At 70.5% G+C, this 15,303-nt stretch carries 13 protein-coding genes and 1 pseudogene; 9 read left to right on the top strand and 5 right to left on the bottom strand.

Annotated elements, in window-relative coordinates; translation table 11 throughout:
• Positions 1–3 precede the first annotated feature (3 nt).
• Positions 4–537 carry a MauE/DoxX family redox-associated membrane protein gene (locus Phou_RS24220; protein WP_173059175.1) on the bottom strand — a complete coding sequence of 178 codons (534 nt, stop codon included), beginning with the start codon at positions 535–537 and terminating at the stop codon, positions 4–6.
• A gap of 387 nt (positions 538–924) precedes the next feature.
• On the opposite strand from Phou_RS24220, the gene Phou_RS54520 reads away from it, so the two are divergent.
• Positions 925–1,050 carry a VOC family protein gene (locus tag Phou_RS54520; protein ID WP_281365082.1) on the top strand — a complete coding sequence of 42 codons (126 nt, stop codon included), beginning with the start codon at positions 925–927 and terminating at the stop codon, positions 1,048–1,050.
• 327 nt (positions 1,051–1,377) lie between these two features.
• Here Phou_RS54520 and Phou_RS24205 read toward each other — a convergent pair whose 3' ends face one another.
• On the bottom strand, positions 1,378–2,367 hold the full coding sequence (locus tag Phou_RS24205) for a zinc-dependent alcohol dehydrogenase family protein (RefSeq protein ID WP_173059172.1): 990 nt from the start codon (positions 2,365–2,367) through the stop codon (positions 1,378–1,380).
• Between the two features lie 145 nt (positions 2,368–2,512).
• On the bottom strand, positions 2,513–3,163 hold the full coding sequence (locus Phou_RS24200; protein ID WP_173059169.1) for a hypothetical protein: 651 nt from the start codon (positions 3,161–3,163) through the stop codon (positions 2,513–2,515).
• Between the two features lie 233 nt (positions 3,164–3,396).
• Here Phou_RS24200 and Phou_RS55610 point away from each other — a divergent pair.
• The 7 genes and pseudogenes from Phou_RS55610 to Phou_RS24165 form a co-directional block, all read left to right on the top strand.
• Positions 3,397–3,552: pseudogene (locus tag Phou_RS55610) on the top strand (hypothetical protein); the annotation flags it as partial.
• 22 nt (positions 3,553–3,574) lie between these two features.
• A complete protein-coding gene (locus Phou_RS52930; RefSeq protein WP_173058948.1) occupies positions 3,575–3,805 on the top strand; it encodes a hypothetical protein in 231 nt (76 codons plus the stop codon).
• Between the two features lie 125 nt (positions 3,806–3,930).
• Positions 3,931–6,744 carry a beta propeller repeat protein gene (locus Phou_RS24185; protein WP_173059166.1) on the top strand — a complete coding sequence of 938 codons (2,814 nt, stop codon included), beginning with the start codon at positions 3,931–3,933 and terminating at the stop codon, positions 6,742–6,744.
• 9 nt (positions 6,745–6,753) lie between these two features.
• Positions 6,754–7,566 (top strand): carbohydrate ABC transporter permease, encoded by an 813-nt coding sequence (locus Phou_RS24180; protein ID WP_173059163.1) that lies wholly within the window; start codon positions 6,754–6,756, stop codon positions 7,564–7,566.
• The gene (locus Phou_RS24175) at positions 7,566–8,882 is read left to right on the top strand and encodes an ABC transporter substrate-binding protein (protein ID WP_173059160.1); all 1,317 of its coding nucleotides are present in this window, start codon (positions 7,566–7,568) and stop codon (positions 8,880–8,882) included. Before Phou_RS24180 ends, Phou_RS24175 begins: the two co-directional genes overlap by 1 nt.
• Positions 8,879–9,880 carry an ABC transporter ATP-binding protein gene (locus tag Phou_RS24170; RefSeq protein WP_173059157.1) on the top strand — a complete coding sequence of 334 codons (1,002 nt, stop codon included), beginning with the start codon at positions 8,879–8,881 and terminating at the stop codon, positions 9,878–9,880. Before Phou_RS24175 ends, Phou_RS24170 begins: the two co-directional genes overlap by 4 nt.
• Positions 9,881–9,900: 20 nt before the next feature.
• Positions 9,901–10,776 carry a carbohydrate ABC transporter permease gene (locus tag Phou_RS24165; protein WP_173064416.1) on the top strand — a complete coding sequence of 292 codons (876 nt, stop codon included), beginning with the start codon at positions 9,901–9,903 and terminating at the stop codon, positions 10,774–10,776.
• On the opposite strand, the gene Phou_RS24160 is transcribed toward Phou_RS24165, so the two are convergent.
• Positions 10,757–11,629 (bottom strand): DUF8832 domain-containing protein, encoded by an 873-nt coding sequence (locus Phou_RS24160; RefSeq protein WP_246273844.1) that lies wholly within the window; start codon positions 11,627–11,629, stop codon positions 10,757–10,759. The genes Phou_RS24165 and Phou_RS24160 overlap by 20 nt on opposite strands.
• Positions 11,626–12,966: a choice-of-anchor B family protein gene (locus Phou_RS24155; RefSeq protein WP_246273843.1), complete on the bottom strand. Its 1,341-nt coding sequence runs from the start codon at positions 12,964–12,966 to the stop codon at positions 11,626–11,628. Before Phou_RS24155 ends, Phou_RS24160 begins: the two co-directional genes overlap by 4 nt.
• Positions 12,967–13,229: 263 nt before the next feature.
• Here Phou_RS24155 and Phou_RS24150 point away from each other — a divergent pair, with 263 nt between their 5' ends.
• A complete protein-coding gene (locus Phou_RS24150) occupies positions 13,230–15,005 on the top strand; it encodes a gamma-glutamyltransferase family protein (protein WP_173059154.1) in 1,776 nt (591 codons plus the stop codon).
• The last annotated feature ends 298 nt before the right edge of the window (positions 15,006–15,303 follow it).

Raw genomic sequence — 15,303 nt, 5'->3', positions numbered from 1 at the left:
GTGTCAGGAACGTCTTGCCGGCGGCGCGATGACGAACGACAGCTCCGCCGGGTACGAAAGCGCGACGGCGGCCACACCGGCGAGGCCGAGCAGGAGCCCGCCGGTCGCCGGGCCGGGCGTCGCGGTCGTCACGGCCGACGACGCGGCTCCGGTGCCGCACACGAGCAGCAGCACCACGTTGCGGGCCAGGTGGGCCTTGCCGATCGGGCCGGCATCGCCGCCGAAGCAGTGACAGCGAACCTCGCGGCCCGCGCGGCGCGCGCCAAGCACGGCCACCGACACCGCCAGCACCAGCAGGCCGCCGAACAGCAGGCCGGCGGTGGCCGTCGCGGGGTGCAGGACAAGCCCCACCACGGTGGCCTCGGCCAGAACGACAAGCGCGGCGACGGCCGGCCACCAGGGGCGCGGCATCCACCCGAAGCCGCCCAGCGAAGCCTGGAAGTCCCGCCACGGGCGCCGCCCGCTCAGCTTGCCGACGACCGCGAGCGCCATGACGAAGCCGAGCACGCCTCGGCTCGCCAGCTGGAGATACGTCACGTGGGCCTCCCGAGCGGCCGGCCGGCACCGCGGGCGCCGGCCGACCATTGTGGAATCAGCAAGCTCCGAGATCACCTTGGTAGGTGCAGGAGTAGGGAACGCAGCCGCATTGACACGAGTACCGGTGGTGGCAGTAGAGCAACTCCAGCCTGCCGCCCGAGCAGACGACCACGTACTTGCTGGCACAGGGCCCTTGGCAGTAGTCGCACGCCCCGGCCTGTTGCTTGGGCAGCAGCCGGCTGAGCAGCCGGTCGCCAATCTGTGACAGTGCCGTTGACATCGATCCCCTTCGCTTCACGTGGGTGAACGTCACCCCAGGCGCCTGAGGGGTTTGGTCCAGGATCGGGTCGCCGAGGAGGGCACGCCAGGTCTTTCAGCCAGGATCGAATGTCACAGGTCCGCGGCGTGCGGCAGGTGTCGTCGTGGCTGACCGATCCCGACGGCCACAGGATCGAGCTCGTGCAATGGCCGGCCGGCCATCCGGCCGGCATGACGGCCGCCGACTTCGCCTGACGGTGTCGGCTCGCCGCCGCGCCACGGGCTCAGAGCGCGTCGTACTCCTCGTCGGTGACGTGCTCGAGCCATTCGACGACCTGCCCGTCGCGGACGTTTGTGAGCGCGAGGTGCGTCATAGGGCCGTCGGGGCCGGCGCCGTGCCAGTGCTTGACACCCGGTGGGCACCACACCACGTCGCCGGCGCGGAACTCCTCGACCGGCCCGTGTACGGCGCGCTGTCCTCGGCACCGAACAGCGGCTGGATCCGTACCTCGCCGGTGAAGGACTCCGCGGGGCCCTGGCTGGCCGGCTGTGATCCACTTCGAGTGATCATGCTCTGCTCCTTCACGGCTGCAACAGCACCTTGATCGCGCGGCGTTCGTCCATGGCCTTGTACCCTTCGGCGGCCTGTTCGAGCGGCAAGGTCAGGTCGAACACCTTGCCGGGGTCGATCCGCCGCTCGACGATGAGGTCGATCAGCTCGGGCAGGAAGCGGCGCACCGGGGCGGGGCCGCCGTGCAGGTGGACGTGGGAGTAGAACAGCTCCAGGCCGGGCAGGGCGACGTCGTGGGCGACGCCGACGTAGCCGACGTGTCCGCCGGGGCGGGTCGAGTGGATGGCCTGCATCATCGACTCCTGGGTGCCGACGGCCTCGATGACGCAGTGGGCACCGAGCCCGCCGGTGAGGTCCTTGATCCGGCCGACGCCGTCGTCGCCGCGCTCGGTGACGATGTCGGTCGCGCCGTAGCCGAGGGCGAGTTTCTGCCGGTCGGCGTGCCGGCTCATGGCGATGATCCGCTCGGCGCCGAGGTGCTTGGCGGCGAGGACACCGAGGAGGCCGACCGCGCCGTCACCGACGACGGCGACGGTCCTGCCCGGGCCGACCTCGGCGGCCACGGCGGCGAACCAGCCGGTGCCCAGCACGTCGGAGGCGGCCAGCAGGCCCGGCACCAGGTCGTCCGGCGGCGGCTCCGGCGTGGCGACGAGGGTGCCGTCGGCGAGGGGGACCCGCAGGTACTGCGCCTGGGCGCCGAGCCCGCCGATCCCGACCCGGTGGACGCACGAGCTCTGGTAGCCGGCGCGGCAGTTCTCGCAGGTGTTGTCGGAGGCGAAGAACGAGCCGACCACGAACTGCCCGGGCCGCACGGTACGCACGTCGCCGCCGACCTCCTCGACGATGCCGACGTACTCGTGGCCCATCGGCGCCGGCCCGTCGACCTGCGCGATGCCGCGGTACGGCCACAGATCTGAGCCGCAGACGCAGGCGGCGGACAGCCGGATGACCGCATCGGTCGGCTCGACGATCCGGGGATCCTCACGCTCCTCGACGCGCACGTCGCCGGGGCGTACAACATGGCTCCTCGCATGGGAGGCGTTCCTTTCGGCTCGGTGTAGCGGTGTCTCACCGGACGTGAGACGGCGCCTCCACCATGACGGCGACGGGGCCCGGCTGAGACGGTCGAGGTGGTCCACGCCGGGCTCAACGGTGCCAAGGGTGATGAGGTTGCCCGTCGTGGCCGCCGCCCGCGTTGTAGTGGAGGCCGGCGGCATGCCGTCGAAGGCGTGGACAATCGCGCCGAGGTCCGCGATTTCTATCCTCCGCCAGCCAAGAATCACTCCGGAGCAGGGGATTCTGCGTCACCAGTATGCGCAAGGGACAGCGGGAAGATCCACACCAGAAGCGGGGAGTCTGCCTCGGTTTGGGGGCTTCCACCGTGAGTTCGAGCTCCCACGGCACCGTTGGGGCCGGGTCCGCGTCGAGGAATGCGCTGACGATCGTCGCGAGGTCGTCGATCCTGCGGTAGTCGCTGCCGAACGGGAGGTCATCCGGCGGTCGAGAGGTGATCGAGCAGCGGAGTTGGGCGGCCTGCCGGTCGTGCCACACATAGAGGACGGCGGGCCCGTCTACCCGCTCGCGAAGTGCCTGAGCGGCTCGCCGCAGCGCTGCCACCACCTCGTCCACCGACAGGGCGGCCCGCTCTGCGGCGCTGGCCGCCAGCCAGTGCGTATTGGCGGACTCGGCCTGGAGATCGCCCGCTGCGAGCGTCACCGGATGCTCCGAGATCTCCGCGATCGCGTCCAGCAGCCCGCGTCGCCGCCGAAGACCAGACAGGCCGTCGTTGCTCGTCACGCCCCTAGCATCCCGAACCCGGGCTTCAGGACAGCTTCACCAACCGCCTATACCAGTCCCCCGCCGAATTCTCACGTTCACGTATCGGAACCCTCCCTCAAAAGGCAGCGATTCCTCGGAAAACGTCTGCGCGCGAGCATCTCGCGGATCGTTGGTTCTCCGACCTGGGTGGGAGATGAGGTGTGGTCTGCGGGGGGACGACCGAGACCCCCGCGAGCGGGACCGTTGCGGACATGGCGAAACCACTTCATCCACCCGGGCCTTCCGCGGTGCTCACAGCGAAGCGGCTCACCAAGCGATACGGCCGGCTGACCGCGGTTGACGACGTCTCCTTCGACATCCTGCCTGGCGTCGTCACCGGGTTCCTGGGGCCCAACGGCGCCGGTAAGACCACGATGCTGGCCGGGCCTGGTGCGCCCGACGTCGGGCCGTGTGCTGCTCGGCGGCACGCCACTGCGGGAACGCCCGCCCGAGGCGCGCACCGCCGGCGTGGTGATCGACTCGTGTGGCGCTCATCCGGGCCGCTCGGCCCGGATGAGCGGATCCTGGCCGGGCTCGCGGCTGCCGCGGACCCGGGTCGAGGAGGTGCTGGCGCTCTCGGGGCTGACGGACCCGCTGGCGGGGTGCACACGTCATTGGTAGGACTCGATTGTTATACCGGGTGGTCTTGATGCCCGGGTCTGGCTCTGGGACATTGCTGGTAGCTATGCCAGCGACGGCTGACGATCTCTGCTGCTCGCTGCGAGCGGTAGCGGAGGGGATCCCTGATGACCCGTAGACGTCGGCAGTCTCTCGCAGCTCTCACCGTAAGTGTGCTGGCCCTTTCGGCCGGTCTCGTCGCTGTTCACTACGCCGGCGCGCCGGCCGCGCCCGCCGCCGTGGTGGGCGAGGCGGAGGCGCCGGACGCCCTCGCCAAGCACCTGGAGAAGCGCCGCCAGGCCATGCCGGGCAACAGCGGCATGGCGCTCGAAGGGCCTGGCTCGGCCGCCGCGGCTGAGTACCTCAAGCGGGCCTACCCCGACTCGGCGATCGCGGTCAGTGAGATCGACGGGGCAAAGCGGGCATTTACGACCTCGCAGAGCCGCGGCTTCCCGCGCGGCAAGGCGAAGAAGGGCACGTGGCAGCCGGTCGGGCCGAGCCAAGCCCTGTACCCGGACACCCCGCTGCGCAACTCGTTCAACTACGTGCCCAACGACTACGTGGCTGGGGGGCGCACCACCTCGATCGTGGTGAGCGACCGGTGCTGGCCGGGCTTCTGCCGGGCGTACATCACGCCGGCCGGGGGTGGCGTCTGGCGCACCGACGACATCATGCGCAAGCAGCCGGAGTGGAAGTACCTGGCCGGGCCGCTGGACATCAACACCGCGGGCGCGGTGACGATCGACAAGAACGACCCGAGCCGCAACACGGTCTGGCTGGGCACCGGCGAGGCCAACATCTGCGGCTCCGGCTGCGGTGCGGGCGTCGGGCTGTACAAGTCGACAAACGCCGGCCGCACCTGGATCGGGCCGCTGGGCAAGGCGGAGCTGGGCGGCAAGGGCATCGGTGAGATCGTCATCAAGCCGGGCGACTCCCGCACCCTGTACGTCGCGACGACCACCGCGCTGACCGGCATGTCCAGCGTCTGCTGCACCGGCGTCACCCGGCCCACGCCGGGCGCGGCCAAGTGGGGGCTGTACAAGTCGACCGACGGCGGCCGCACGTTCAGCTTCATCCACAACGGCTCGGTGAACGTCGCCGACTGCACCGGCAGCGCGACCGAGTTCGCCAACGGCTCGATCTGTTCCCCGCGCGGGGTGCGCCAGGTCGAGCTCGACCCGGCCAACTCCAACATCGTGTACGCCGCGTCGTACGCGCGGGGCATCTGGCGCTCCTCGGACGCCGGCGCGACGTGGACGCAGATCAAGGAGTCGCTCAACCCGGCGATCATCCAGACCCGCCCGTCGTTCGACGTCACCCGGCTGCGCGACGGCAAGACCCGCATGTACGTCTACGAGGGCAACACCGGCACGCCGTACGCGCGGCTGCTGCGCAGCGACGACGTCGCCGCGGGTACGCCGGTGTTCACCGACCTGACCAGCGCCAACGTGGCCGACCCGGGCTACGCCTGGTACAACCTGTGCGGCGGTCAGTGCTGGTACGACGTGTTCGTCCACACGCCGGACGGGCATCCCGACATCGTGTACGCGGGCGGGTCGTACGCGTACGGCGAGACGATCGCCAACAAGCGGGCCGTGGTGCTGTCCACCGACGCGGGCCTGACCGGCACCGACATGACCTTCGACGGCACCGACGAGCTCCATCCGAACGGGCTGCACCCGGACCAGCACGACATCGTCACGCATCCGCGCAACCCGTTCCTGTTCTTCGAGGCCAACGACGGCGGCGTGATGCGCTCCAGCGGCACGTTCGTCGACCGGTCCGCCTGGTGCGACGACCCGGATCGCGAGCTGACCGCGCCGCAGCTGGTGCGGTGCCGGCAGATGCTGTCCCGGATACCGTCCAAGCTGGACGGGATCAACGCCGGACTGTCCACATTGCAATTTATGAGCCTGTCGGTGAGCCCGCACGACCCCGAGCTGCTGCAGGGCGGCACTCAAGACAACGGCACCTGGGAAAACTACGGCAACCGCCGGCTGTGGCTGAACACCATCATCGGTGACGGTGGGCAGTCGGGCTTCGACGTCAAGGTGAAGAACTTCCGGTTCCACACGTACAACGACACGACGCCGGAGGTCAACTTCAACAACGGCGCCACCGCCGACTGGATCTACACGGCGGACCCGCTCGCCAACCAGGCGGGCTCGCAGTTCTACTCCCCGGTGATCAGCGACCCGAAGGTGAGCGGCACGATGTTCGCCGGCACCGGCCGTACGGCGTACCGCACCAAGACCTTCGGGCTGGGCGACCGCACCCTGGCCGAGGCCAACCGGATCTGCAACACCTGGACCGGCACGTTCGACGAGACGTGTGGTGACTGGGTGGAGCTGGGACCCAACCGGCTGGTGGACCCGTTCTGGGGTGACCGGGCCGGCGGCGCGGTCGCGGCGATCGAGCGCACGACGCTCAACACGTCCAGCGCCTGGGCCGCCACCACGACCGGCCGCGTCTTCGTTACCTCGAACGTGGACGCCGAGCCGGCCTCGGCGGTGACCTGGACCCGGGTCGACGACGACGCGCCGGCGCCCGGCCGGTTCGTCAGCAGCATCTACGTCGACCCGAAGAACGGCAACCACGCCTGGGTCTCGTACAGCGGGTACAACGTCAACACCACGACGACGCCGGGACATGTCTTCGAGGTCACCTTCGACCCGGCCGCCGGCACGGCCACCTGGGTCGACCGGTCGTACGACTTCGGCGACATCCCGGTCACCGACCTGGTACGCGACGACGTCACCGGAGACCTGTACGCCTCGACCGACTTCGGCGTGCTGCGCAACGCGGCCGGCACGAGCACGTGGACCCGAGCGGCGCCCGGCATGCCCAACGTCGAGGTCGCCGGTCTCACCATCCTGCCCGGCAAGCGGATCCTGTACGCGGCCACCCACGGCCTGTCCGCGTGGCGGCTCAACCTTGACTGACCAGAAGGGATGAGGCTTCGCACCATCGGGGCGGTAGCCGTCATCGCGGTGTTCCTTCCACCACTGCTCATGCTGGTGGCCGGGTCACTCCGCGAGCCGGGGCTACCGCCCCCACCCGGTCCGCAGCTCGTGCCCGACCCGCTGTCCACCGAGGGGTACACCCGGGCGGTGGACCTCGGTGGTCTGCTCCGCGCGGGCCTCAACTCGACGATCGTGGCGGTCATCGCCGTGCCGGCCAGCGTGCTCGTGGCGTCGCTGGCCGGGTTCGCCATGACCCAGGTGCCCCGGTGGCTGACAAACGCCGTCGTGGTCGCGTCGCTGGCCGCGCTCGCGGCACCGGCCACCGCGCTGCTGGTGCCGCGCTTCGCGCTGTTTCGGACCCTGGGACTGACCGACACGCTGGCCCCGCTGATCGCGCCGGCGCTGCTGGCCACCTCGCCGCTCTACCCGCTCGTGTTCTACCTGGCGTTCCGGGCGATCCCGGCTGACCTGTACGACGCCTGCCGGCTGGAAGACCTGTCACCGCTGCGCACCTGGTGGCGGGTGGCGATGCCGCTGGTGCGTCCGGTGACCGCGGCGGTCGCGGCGCTGACGTTCGTACTGACGTGGTCCAACTTCCTCGACCCGCTCGTGTACGTCTACGACCGCGACCTGTTCACCCTGCCACTCGCGCTCCGCTCACTGTCCACACTGGATCCCACAAACTTTCCGGTCTTCCTGGCCGGCGCGGTGCTCACCACCATCCCGCCACTGGTGGTCTTCGCGCTGGCACAGCGGCACGCCCTGCGCCACTTCCATCTGCACCAGTACCGGGAGACATGATGCGAAAGCTCACCGCGATGCTCGCCGCACTCGTCCTGCTGGCCGGGTGCGGCGGTGCGGAGACCACGGACACCCCGGCGACCGTCCGCCTGCTGGTCTTCGGCGCGCCCGAGGAGCTGCAGGCGTACCGCACGCTCGTCGACGCGTACGCCAAGGCCGCGAACGGTGCCCGGGTGGAACTGGTCGAGGCCAGCGACCGCGCCGACCTGATCACCCGGCTCTCCACGTCGATCGCGGGCGGCTCACCCCCGGACGTGTTCCTCATGAACTACCGCTTCTACGGCCAGTTCGCCGCGAAGAACGCGGTGGAGCCGCTCGACGACCGGCTGGCGAAGTCCACCGTGGTCAAGCTCGCCGACCTCTACCCGCAGGTGACCGAGGCGTTCCAGTGGCAGGGCCGGCAGCTGTGCCTGCCGCAGAACGTATCCAGCCTCGCGGTGTACTACAACCGCACGATGTTCGCGAAGCACGGCATCGCCGAGCCCAAGGCCGGCTGGACCTGGAACGACCTGATAACCACCGCCACCGCGCTGACCCGTAACGCCAGCGGCGCCATCGTGCGCGGCACCGAGGCCGAGGGCGGCAGCGCCAAGGTCGCCGTGTACGGCCTCGGCGTCGAGCCGACGCTTATCCGCGTCGCGCCGCTGGTCTGGTCCGCCGGCGGGCAGATCGTGGACGACGAGCGCGAACCGACGCGGTTCACGTTCGACGCCGCACCGGCCCGGGACGCGCTGCGCGACTTCGTGGCGCTGCGCCTGGCGTACGGTGTGGTGCCGACCGACGAGGAGGTCGAGGCGGAAGACGACGAGACCCGCTTCAGCAACGGGCGGCTGGCGATGCTGCTGTCGTCGCGGCGGGTCACCACGACCTTCCGCACCATCAAGGACTTCGAGTGGGACGTGGCACCGATGCCGATGTACGGAAAGCAGCAGGCGGGCATCCTGCATTCGGACGCGTACTGCATGACCAGCGGTTCCAAGGCCAAGGACGCGGCGTGGCGCTTCATGGAGTACGCGATCGGGCCGGAGGGGCAACGGATCATCGCGGCGACCGGGCGGACGGTGCCGTCCAACATGGCGGTGTCCCGCTCCCCCGCGTTCCTCGACCCGGCCCAGCCGCCCCGCAACGCGCAGGTCTTCCTCGACGCGGTGCCCACCATCCGCCGGGTGCCGACAATCTCGACGTGGCCGGAGATCGAGGACGTCGCCGAAGGCATCCTGGAGAACGCCCTGTATCGCGGCGACCGGCTCGACGACGTGATCCGGCAGCTGGATGAACAGACCCGTCCCATCTTCGCCCGCGGTGTGGCACCGTGACGCTGTCGCTGCGCGGCGTGCGGGTCGCGCACGGCGGGCACGAGGTCCTGCACGGGATCGACCTCACGGTGGCGCGGGACGAGCTGCTCGTGGTGCTCGGGCCGTCCGGCGCCGGCAAGTCCACACTGCTGCGAGCGGTCGCCGGCCTCACCCCGGTCTCGGACGGCCGCGTCTCGATCGCCGACCGGGACGTCACCGGCCTGCGGCCCGGCCGGCGCAACGTGGCGATGGTCTTCCAGTCGTACGCACTGTTTCCACACCTGAGCGCCGCCGAGAACATCGCCTTCGGCCTCATCGTGCGGGACGTGCCGAAGGCGGAGGCGGCCGAGCGGGCCCGCCGGGCGGCCACCACCGTCGGGTGTGGACATTTGCTGGACCGGCGTCCCGGGCAGCTGTCCGGCGGGGAGCGCCAGCGGGTCGCGCTGGCCAGGGCGCTGGTCCGCGAGCCGGACGTGTTCCTGCTCGACGAGCCACTGTCCAATCTGGATGCCGAGCTGCGGGTCGAGATGCGGGCCGAGCTCAAGGCGCTGCACGCCCGGGTCGGCGGCGCCATGCTGCACGTCACCCACGACCAGGTCGAGGCGCTCGTGCTCGGCGACCGCATCGCGGTGCTGCGGGACGGTCGCGTCGAGCAGATCGGTACGCCGGACGAGATCTGGAGCACGCCGGCGACGACGTTCGTGGCCCGCTTCGTCGGATCGCCGCCGATGAACCTGCTCCCCGCGGACGGGCCGCTGCCCGGCCTCGGCCCGGCCGGCACGCTCATCGGGATCCGTCCGGGCGCGGTTGGTCTGGGCTCCGAGGGCGGCACGGCGGCACATGTCGAACGGGTCGAGGTGGTCGGCGAGGACGCCCACGTGTACCTGCGGCTGGGCGAACATACGGCGATCGCCCGGGTACCGTCGGCCCGGCGGCCCGCGGCCGGCGCCGAAACGTCCGTCACGGTCAGCGCAGCGGACGTCCACGTCTTCGACGCCGCCACCGGCAAGCGAGCATGAGGCGCCGCCAGCTGGGCCTGATGCTCGCCCCGTACGCCCTCGGTCTGGTCGCGCTCGTGCTGCTGCCGGCCGCCGTGACGCTGGTGCTGGCGTTCACCGAGTACGACCTCGTGCAGCCGCCGCGCTGGACCGGTACCGACAACTTCACCGAGCTCTCCGGCGACGGCATCTTCCGTACCGCGCTGCTCAACTCGCTGGTTTTCGCGGCGGTGGCCGTACCGCTGCGGCTCGTCATCGCCCTGGGCCTGGCCCTGCTGCTGCATCGGCGGGCCCGCGGTGTCGGCACCGCGCGGACCGCGGCCGCCCTGCCCACCGCGGTGCCGGAGGTGGCGTACGGCCTGCTGTGGCTCTGGCTCTTCAACCCCCTCTACGGCCCGATCAACCAGCTGCTGCGGGTCGGCGGGGAGAACGGGCTGACCGCGCTCGGCCGCACGCCGCCGCAGTGGCTGACCGATCCGACCGACGCCCGCGCCGCGATCATCATCATGAGCCTGTTCACCGTCGGCGAGTCCTTCCTGGTGCTGCTCGCCGCACGGCTCGTGCTGCCACCGGAGGTCTACGAGCTCGCGGCCGTCGAGGACGCCACGCCGTGGGACGTCTTCCGCCGGATCACGCTGCCACTGATCGCGCCGGTGCTGGGACTGCTGCTGGTGCGGGACACGATCCTGAGCTTCCAGATGTCCTTCGTACCGGCGCTGGTGGTGACCGACGGCGGACCGCCACCGTACGCGACCACGTACCTGTCGCTGTTCGTGTACCGCAACGCCTTCGAGTACCTGCGCTACGGCTACGCCTCAGCGGCCACGATGGTGATGCTGCTGCTGACGGTCGCGGCCGTCGTCCTCCAGTGGCGGATGCTGCGCCGCTGGCAACAGCTCAGGTCGCTATCACGGTGAACGCCGCCTGATGTACCTCGCCCATGACCTTGAACTGGAGAAACACGCGGTGCCGGCCGCGCTGCGGTAGCTGGGTGTGGAAGGTCAGGACTCCGTCGCGGGACGTTGCCCGCGTATCGGCCGGCACCGTGGGATGCAGGTGGGTCAGGCGCTGCGTCATCGATTCGAACACGGAGGCGTGGCCGTACACGCCGAGGTAGGGCTCGAGCGCGGTGACCGGGGCACCGCGGGCATCGGACACCTGGAAACGCATGGTGCCAGGCCGGCCCGCGGCAAGGTCCGCCGTGCCTTCGAGCCGGCTGACCGTGAACCCGCCGACGCGCACTGTCGGAGCGGGGGCGGGGAGCGGCACGTAGCGGGTGTCGCCGGCGATGACGAACGGCGTACCCAGCACGATGGGCACGCCGCCGGCGCGTTCCTTCGGGACGAACTCGGCGTACAACCGGTAGACGCCGCCGTCCGGCACGTCGACCGCGGCGGTCCACGTGTCACCGGTACGGGTCGGGTGCAGGTGCTGGTAGAAGCTGAGATCCTCGCGCAGCACGTACAGGTGCAGCGGTTCGCTCTGGACCGGCTCGTGCGGGACGGCCGGCGCGCCGTCGGGGTTGACGAGGCGGAAGGCCAGCGGCAGCCGGTCGCCGCGCCGGTCGGGCAGCACGACCGGCGACAGCGCGTACCCGTCGTGGTTGTCGGACAGCCCGTCGCCGCCGTCCGGCACGCCGCTGTGCTCGGCGTGGTCGGCTGCCGGCCGGGGTGGGAGCTCCCGGCCGGCGTCGAGTGGGTTGACGTAGACCACCGCCGCCACGAACAGACCCACCATGACGACCGGGATCCAGGGGATCCGGCGGCTCACGACGTGGGCAGGTTCGGCCGCACGACGAACAGGCCGCGCTGGATGCTGAAGATCGCCACGTTTCCGCTGGGGTAGAACGGATAGACGTGCCAGGCACCGGCGAACCCCGCGGCATTGCTGGACGGGTCGACGTCGAAGTATCCGGCCTCGGTCATCGTCGACGGGTTGGCGATGTTGGTGAGCCTCAGGATCCGCAGCCCGGCCCGATAGTTCGCCTGGTAGCTGTAGTTGCCCTTGACGAACTGGTTGTGGTCGGTGGCCGCTGTCGGGCCCAGGTACGTACCAACCAGCACCGGGGCGGTCAGGCTTGCCATGTCGAACACGTAGGTCTTGCTGCGGTGCCCGAGCCGGGTCTCGTCGAGTTCGTCGTCGAGCACGAAGTAGCGGTGGTTTTCGGTGAACCAGCCCTGGTGCGTGTAGCCGCGCCCCGCGTAGGTCTGCCGGGCCAGCCGCACCGGGGCGGCCTTGTTGGTCACGTCCCAGACCGTCAGCGTGTCTTCGTTGCTGGCCATGAGGATCTCGCGACCCTGGTACGCGGTGTGCGGACCGCGGTACACCACGGCCTGCGCGTCGTGGGTGTAACCGTCGCCGCTCACACAGCCGGCGAAGCTGGGACTGGTCGGGTTGGCCAGGTTGAACACGCGCGAGCCGCCGCTGCAGGTGTTCGAGCCGTTGACGTAGGCGTACCCCGTCGCATTGTTGATATGGATCGTGTGCCCGTTGTTGAACGAGGTGTTGCGGGCGTCCGCGGTGAACGTCTGCGGCGTCGTCACGGTGCGCAGCCGGGCCAGGTTGAAGATCTGCATGCCGTGCGCGCCGTTGTTGTCCGACACGATGTAGACGTGGTTGTTGTGCACACTCAGCTCGCGCCAGCTTGACGTGCCCGTGGCGCTCGGCAGGTTGCCCAGGTAGCGAGGGTTGACGGGGTCGCTGATGTCGACGAATGACGTGCCCGTGGTGCGGCCGACGATCGCGTACTCCTTGCCGGTCGACGCGTCCGTCCACCCCCAGCCCGCGGAGCCGCTGCCGCCACCTATCGCCGACAGCGGAAGGTTACCCAGCAGGTCCACGTTGGAGCATGGATAGCCGCCCGCCATCCCGCCGCTGCAGGACGCCTGCGCGGCCGCCGCCTGCGGTATGGACAACGGGTCCACGTCTTCCGGGCGATCGTGATCGTGATCGTGGCCGCCGTCAGCGCTGAGCCACGGCATCGACTTCAGGTCACGCGGTCCGGTGCGGTCCGGATCCATGGGAGCCGAGGCACTGGCGCCGAGCGAGACGCTCAGGATCGCCACGACGGACAAGGGGATCATGAGGTACAAAGGCCGACGCCGCATGGCGCACCTCCCGTCGCGGGCGTCGGGGATCGCCCTGTGCCCGCCCAAGGCGATCGCGCTCGGCATCGTCGACGGTCCGGCTCCACGACCCCGAGCGCGATCGAAGGTGGTCGCTATATCGATCGACGGTACGGCTTCACGGCGCGTCACTCAATAGCGACCTTACGCGACGATCTTCGTCAGGTCCGCTATCGTCGTCCTTGAATTGCCGCACGAGCTGGGATAGGTGGTCGACCTTGTCATCCGTCTGCTTCGGACGTTCGATGCGGCTCGTGTCAGTTCTTGCCGTGCTTTCCCTGGCGTCCCTGTCCGTCTCAGCGCCGGCGTCGGCCGCCGCGGCGCTCGGTCCGACCGCGTCCGGCTACGGCGGCGCGATTTCCACTGTCGACGCGACCGCGACCGCCGTCGGGCTCGACGTGCTGCGCCGGGGCGGCAACGCGGTCGACGCCGCCATCGCCGCCGCGGCCACCCTCGGCGTGACCGAGCCGTTCTCGGCGGGCATCGGCGGGGGCGGTTTCTTCGTCTACTACGACGCCAAGCGGCGTACGGTCTCGACCATCGACGGGCGCGAGACCGGCCCGGCCAGCATGACGTCGACCTACTTCATCGATCCCGCCGACGGCCTGCCGTACGACTTCGCCGAGGCCCGCGTCAGCGGCCTGTCCACGGGTGTGCCCGGCACGCTCGCCACCTGGCAGTCCGCGGCCCGCATGTGGGGCAGCCGGCCGCTGGGCAACCTGCTGCGGCCGGCCGCCTCGGTCGCCGACCGGGGCTTCGTGGTCGACGCGACCTTCCGCCAGCAGGTCACCGACAACGCCGCGGCGTTCGGGCAGTTCGACGCGACCGGTGAGCTCTACCTGCCCGGCGGCGCGCCGCCCGCGGTCGGCACCGTCCTGCGCAACCCCGACCTCGCCGACACCTACCGCCTGATCGCTCGCGAGGGCACCGGCGTCTTCTATCGCGGCCCGATCGCCCGCGACATCGTGCGCACCGTGCGGCAACCACCGGTCTCCGCCACGCCGACCAGCACCTGGCCGTACCCGATCCGGCCCGGCCGGCTCACCCTCGACGACCTGGCCGGATACCGCGTGAACCTCCCCGCGCCGACGAGGTCCGACTTCCGCGACCTGACCGTCTACGGCATGTCCACGCCGTCCAGCGGCGGCACGGCGGTCGGCGAGGCGCTGAACATCATCGAGCGGGCGGGCCTGTCGGGAGGAGACGTCACCCAGGCGTTGCACTGGTACCTCGAAGCCTCGGCGCTGGCCTTCGCCGACCGCAACCGGTACGTGGGAGCCGACACGCCGCGGGCCGTGCTCCGCAAGCTGATCTCCGACTCGTGGGCCGCGCAGCGGGCCTGCCAGATCTCGCCGGCGCGGGCGCTGGTCAAGCCGGTGCCACCGGGCGACATCAACGCGACCGGCTGCACCCCCTCGACCGTCGGCGGCCCCACCGACCAGGGCAAGAGCACCACCAACCTGACGGTGGCCGACCGGTGGGGCAACGTCGTGGAGTACACGCTGACCATCGAGCAGACCGGCGGCAACGCGATGGTCGTCCCCGGCCGTGGCTTCCTGCTCAACAACGAGCTGACCGACTTCAACTTCACCGGTACACAGGGCACGGCGCCCGACCCCAACCTCCCCGGCCCGGGCAAGCGGCCGCGCAGCTCGATGTCGCCGACAATCGTGCTCAAGCACGGCAAGCCGTTCCTCGCCCTCGGCTCGCCGGGCGGCGCCACCATCATCACCACCGTGCTGCAGGTGCTGCTCAACCGCGTGGTCCTCGACATGTCACTGCCCCAGGCGATGGCAGCGCCGCGCGCCTCCCAGCGCAACTCCGCGGGCATCCAGGCCGAGCCCGCCTTCCGCACCGCGTACGGCCCGTCGCTGACACCGCTGGGCCACACGTTCGCCCCGGACGTCGCCGAGCTCGGCGCGGCCACCGCGATCGAGCTCACCCCGTATGGCGGTCTCATCGCCTCCGCCGAGCCCACCCGCCGCGGCGGCGGGGCGGCCGCCGTGGTCCATCCGCGCTGATCCGCGGTGCCGCCTGCGAGTGCGGGCGGAGGTGCGAGGTCAGCGGGCACAAACCGCTGGACGTGCGGTGCTGCCTTCGCCCCGCGTCCAATGTCCTCGGTCGAGGCGCGTGGCGAGCCGGTGCAGCACCCCGGCGGTGAGCAACCGGAGCCGCCCGGGTGGTCGGTCCGGCACCGTCGGGCTGCACGGCAGGGCCGAGAGCGTGAGCCGAGTGTGCGCGCCTTTGACCAGCGGAATCATGGGAAGTTCCTGCATCGGACGATCCTCTTTCTGCGATGCGAGCCAGGCCAACATAGTT

Source organism: Phytohabitans houttuyneae (assembly GCF_011764425.1).
GTDB lineage: Bacteria > Actinomycetota > Actinomycetes > Mycobacteriales > Micromonosporaceae > Phytohabitans > Phytohabitans houttuyneae.
The sequence above is the reverse complement of the archived record's forward strand: the minus strand, read 5'-3'. Positions and strand labels throughout refer to the sequence as shown.

Excerpts from the sequence above, each read along its gene's own strand:
- Phou_RS24150 (WP_173059154.1), top strand. The coding sequence starts at position 13,230 with ATGCGGCTCGTGTCAGTTCTTGCCGTGCTTTCCCTGGCGTCCCTGTCC.
- Phou_RS54520 (WP_281365082.1), top strand. The coding sequence starts at position 925 with ATGTCACAGGTCCGCGGCGTGCGGCAGGTGTCGTCGTGGCTGACCGAT.
- Phou_RS24185 (WP_173059166.1), top strand. The coding sequence starts at position 3,931 with ATGACCCGTAGACGTCGGCAGTCTCTCGCAGCTCTCACCGTAAGTGTG.
- Phou_RS24180 (WP_173059163.1), top strand. The coding sequence starts at position 6,754 with ATGAGGCTTCGCACCATCGGGGCGGTAGCCGTCATCGCGGTGTTCCTT.
- Phou_RS24155 (WP_246273843.1), bottom strand. The coding sequence starts at position 12,966 with ATGCGGCGTCGGCCTTTGTACCTCATGATCCCCTTGTCCGTCGTGGCG.
- Phou_RS24175 (WP_173059160.1), top strand. The coding sequence starts at position 7,566 with ATGCGAAAGCTCACCGCGATGCTCGCCGCACTCGTCCTGCTGGCCGGG.
- Phou_RS24165 (WP_173064416.1), top strand. The coding sequence starts at position 9,901 with ATGCTCGCCCCGTACGCCCTCGGTCTGGTCGCGCTCGTGCTGCTGCCG.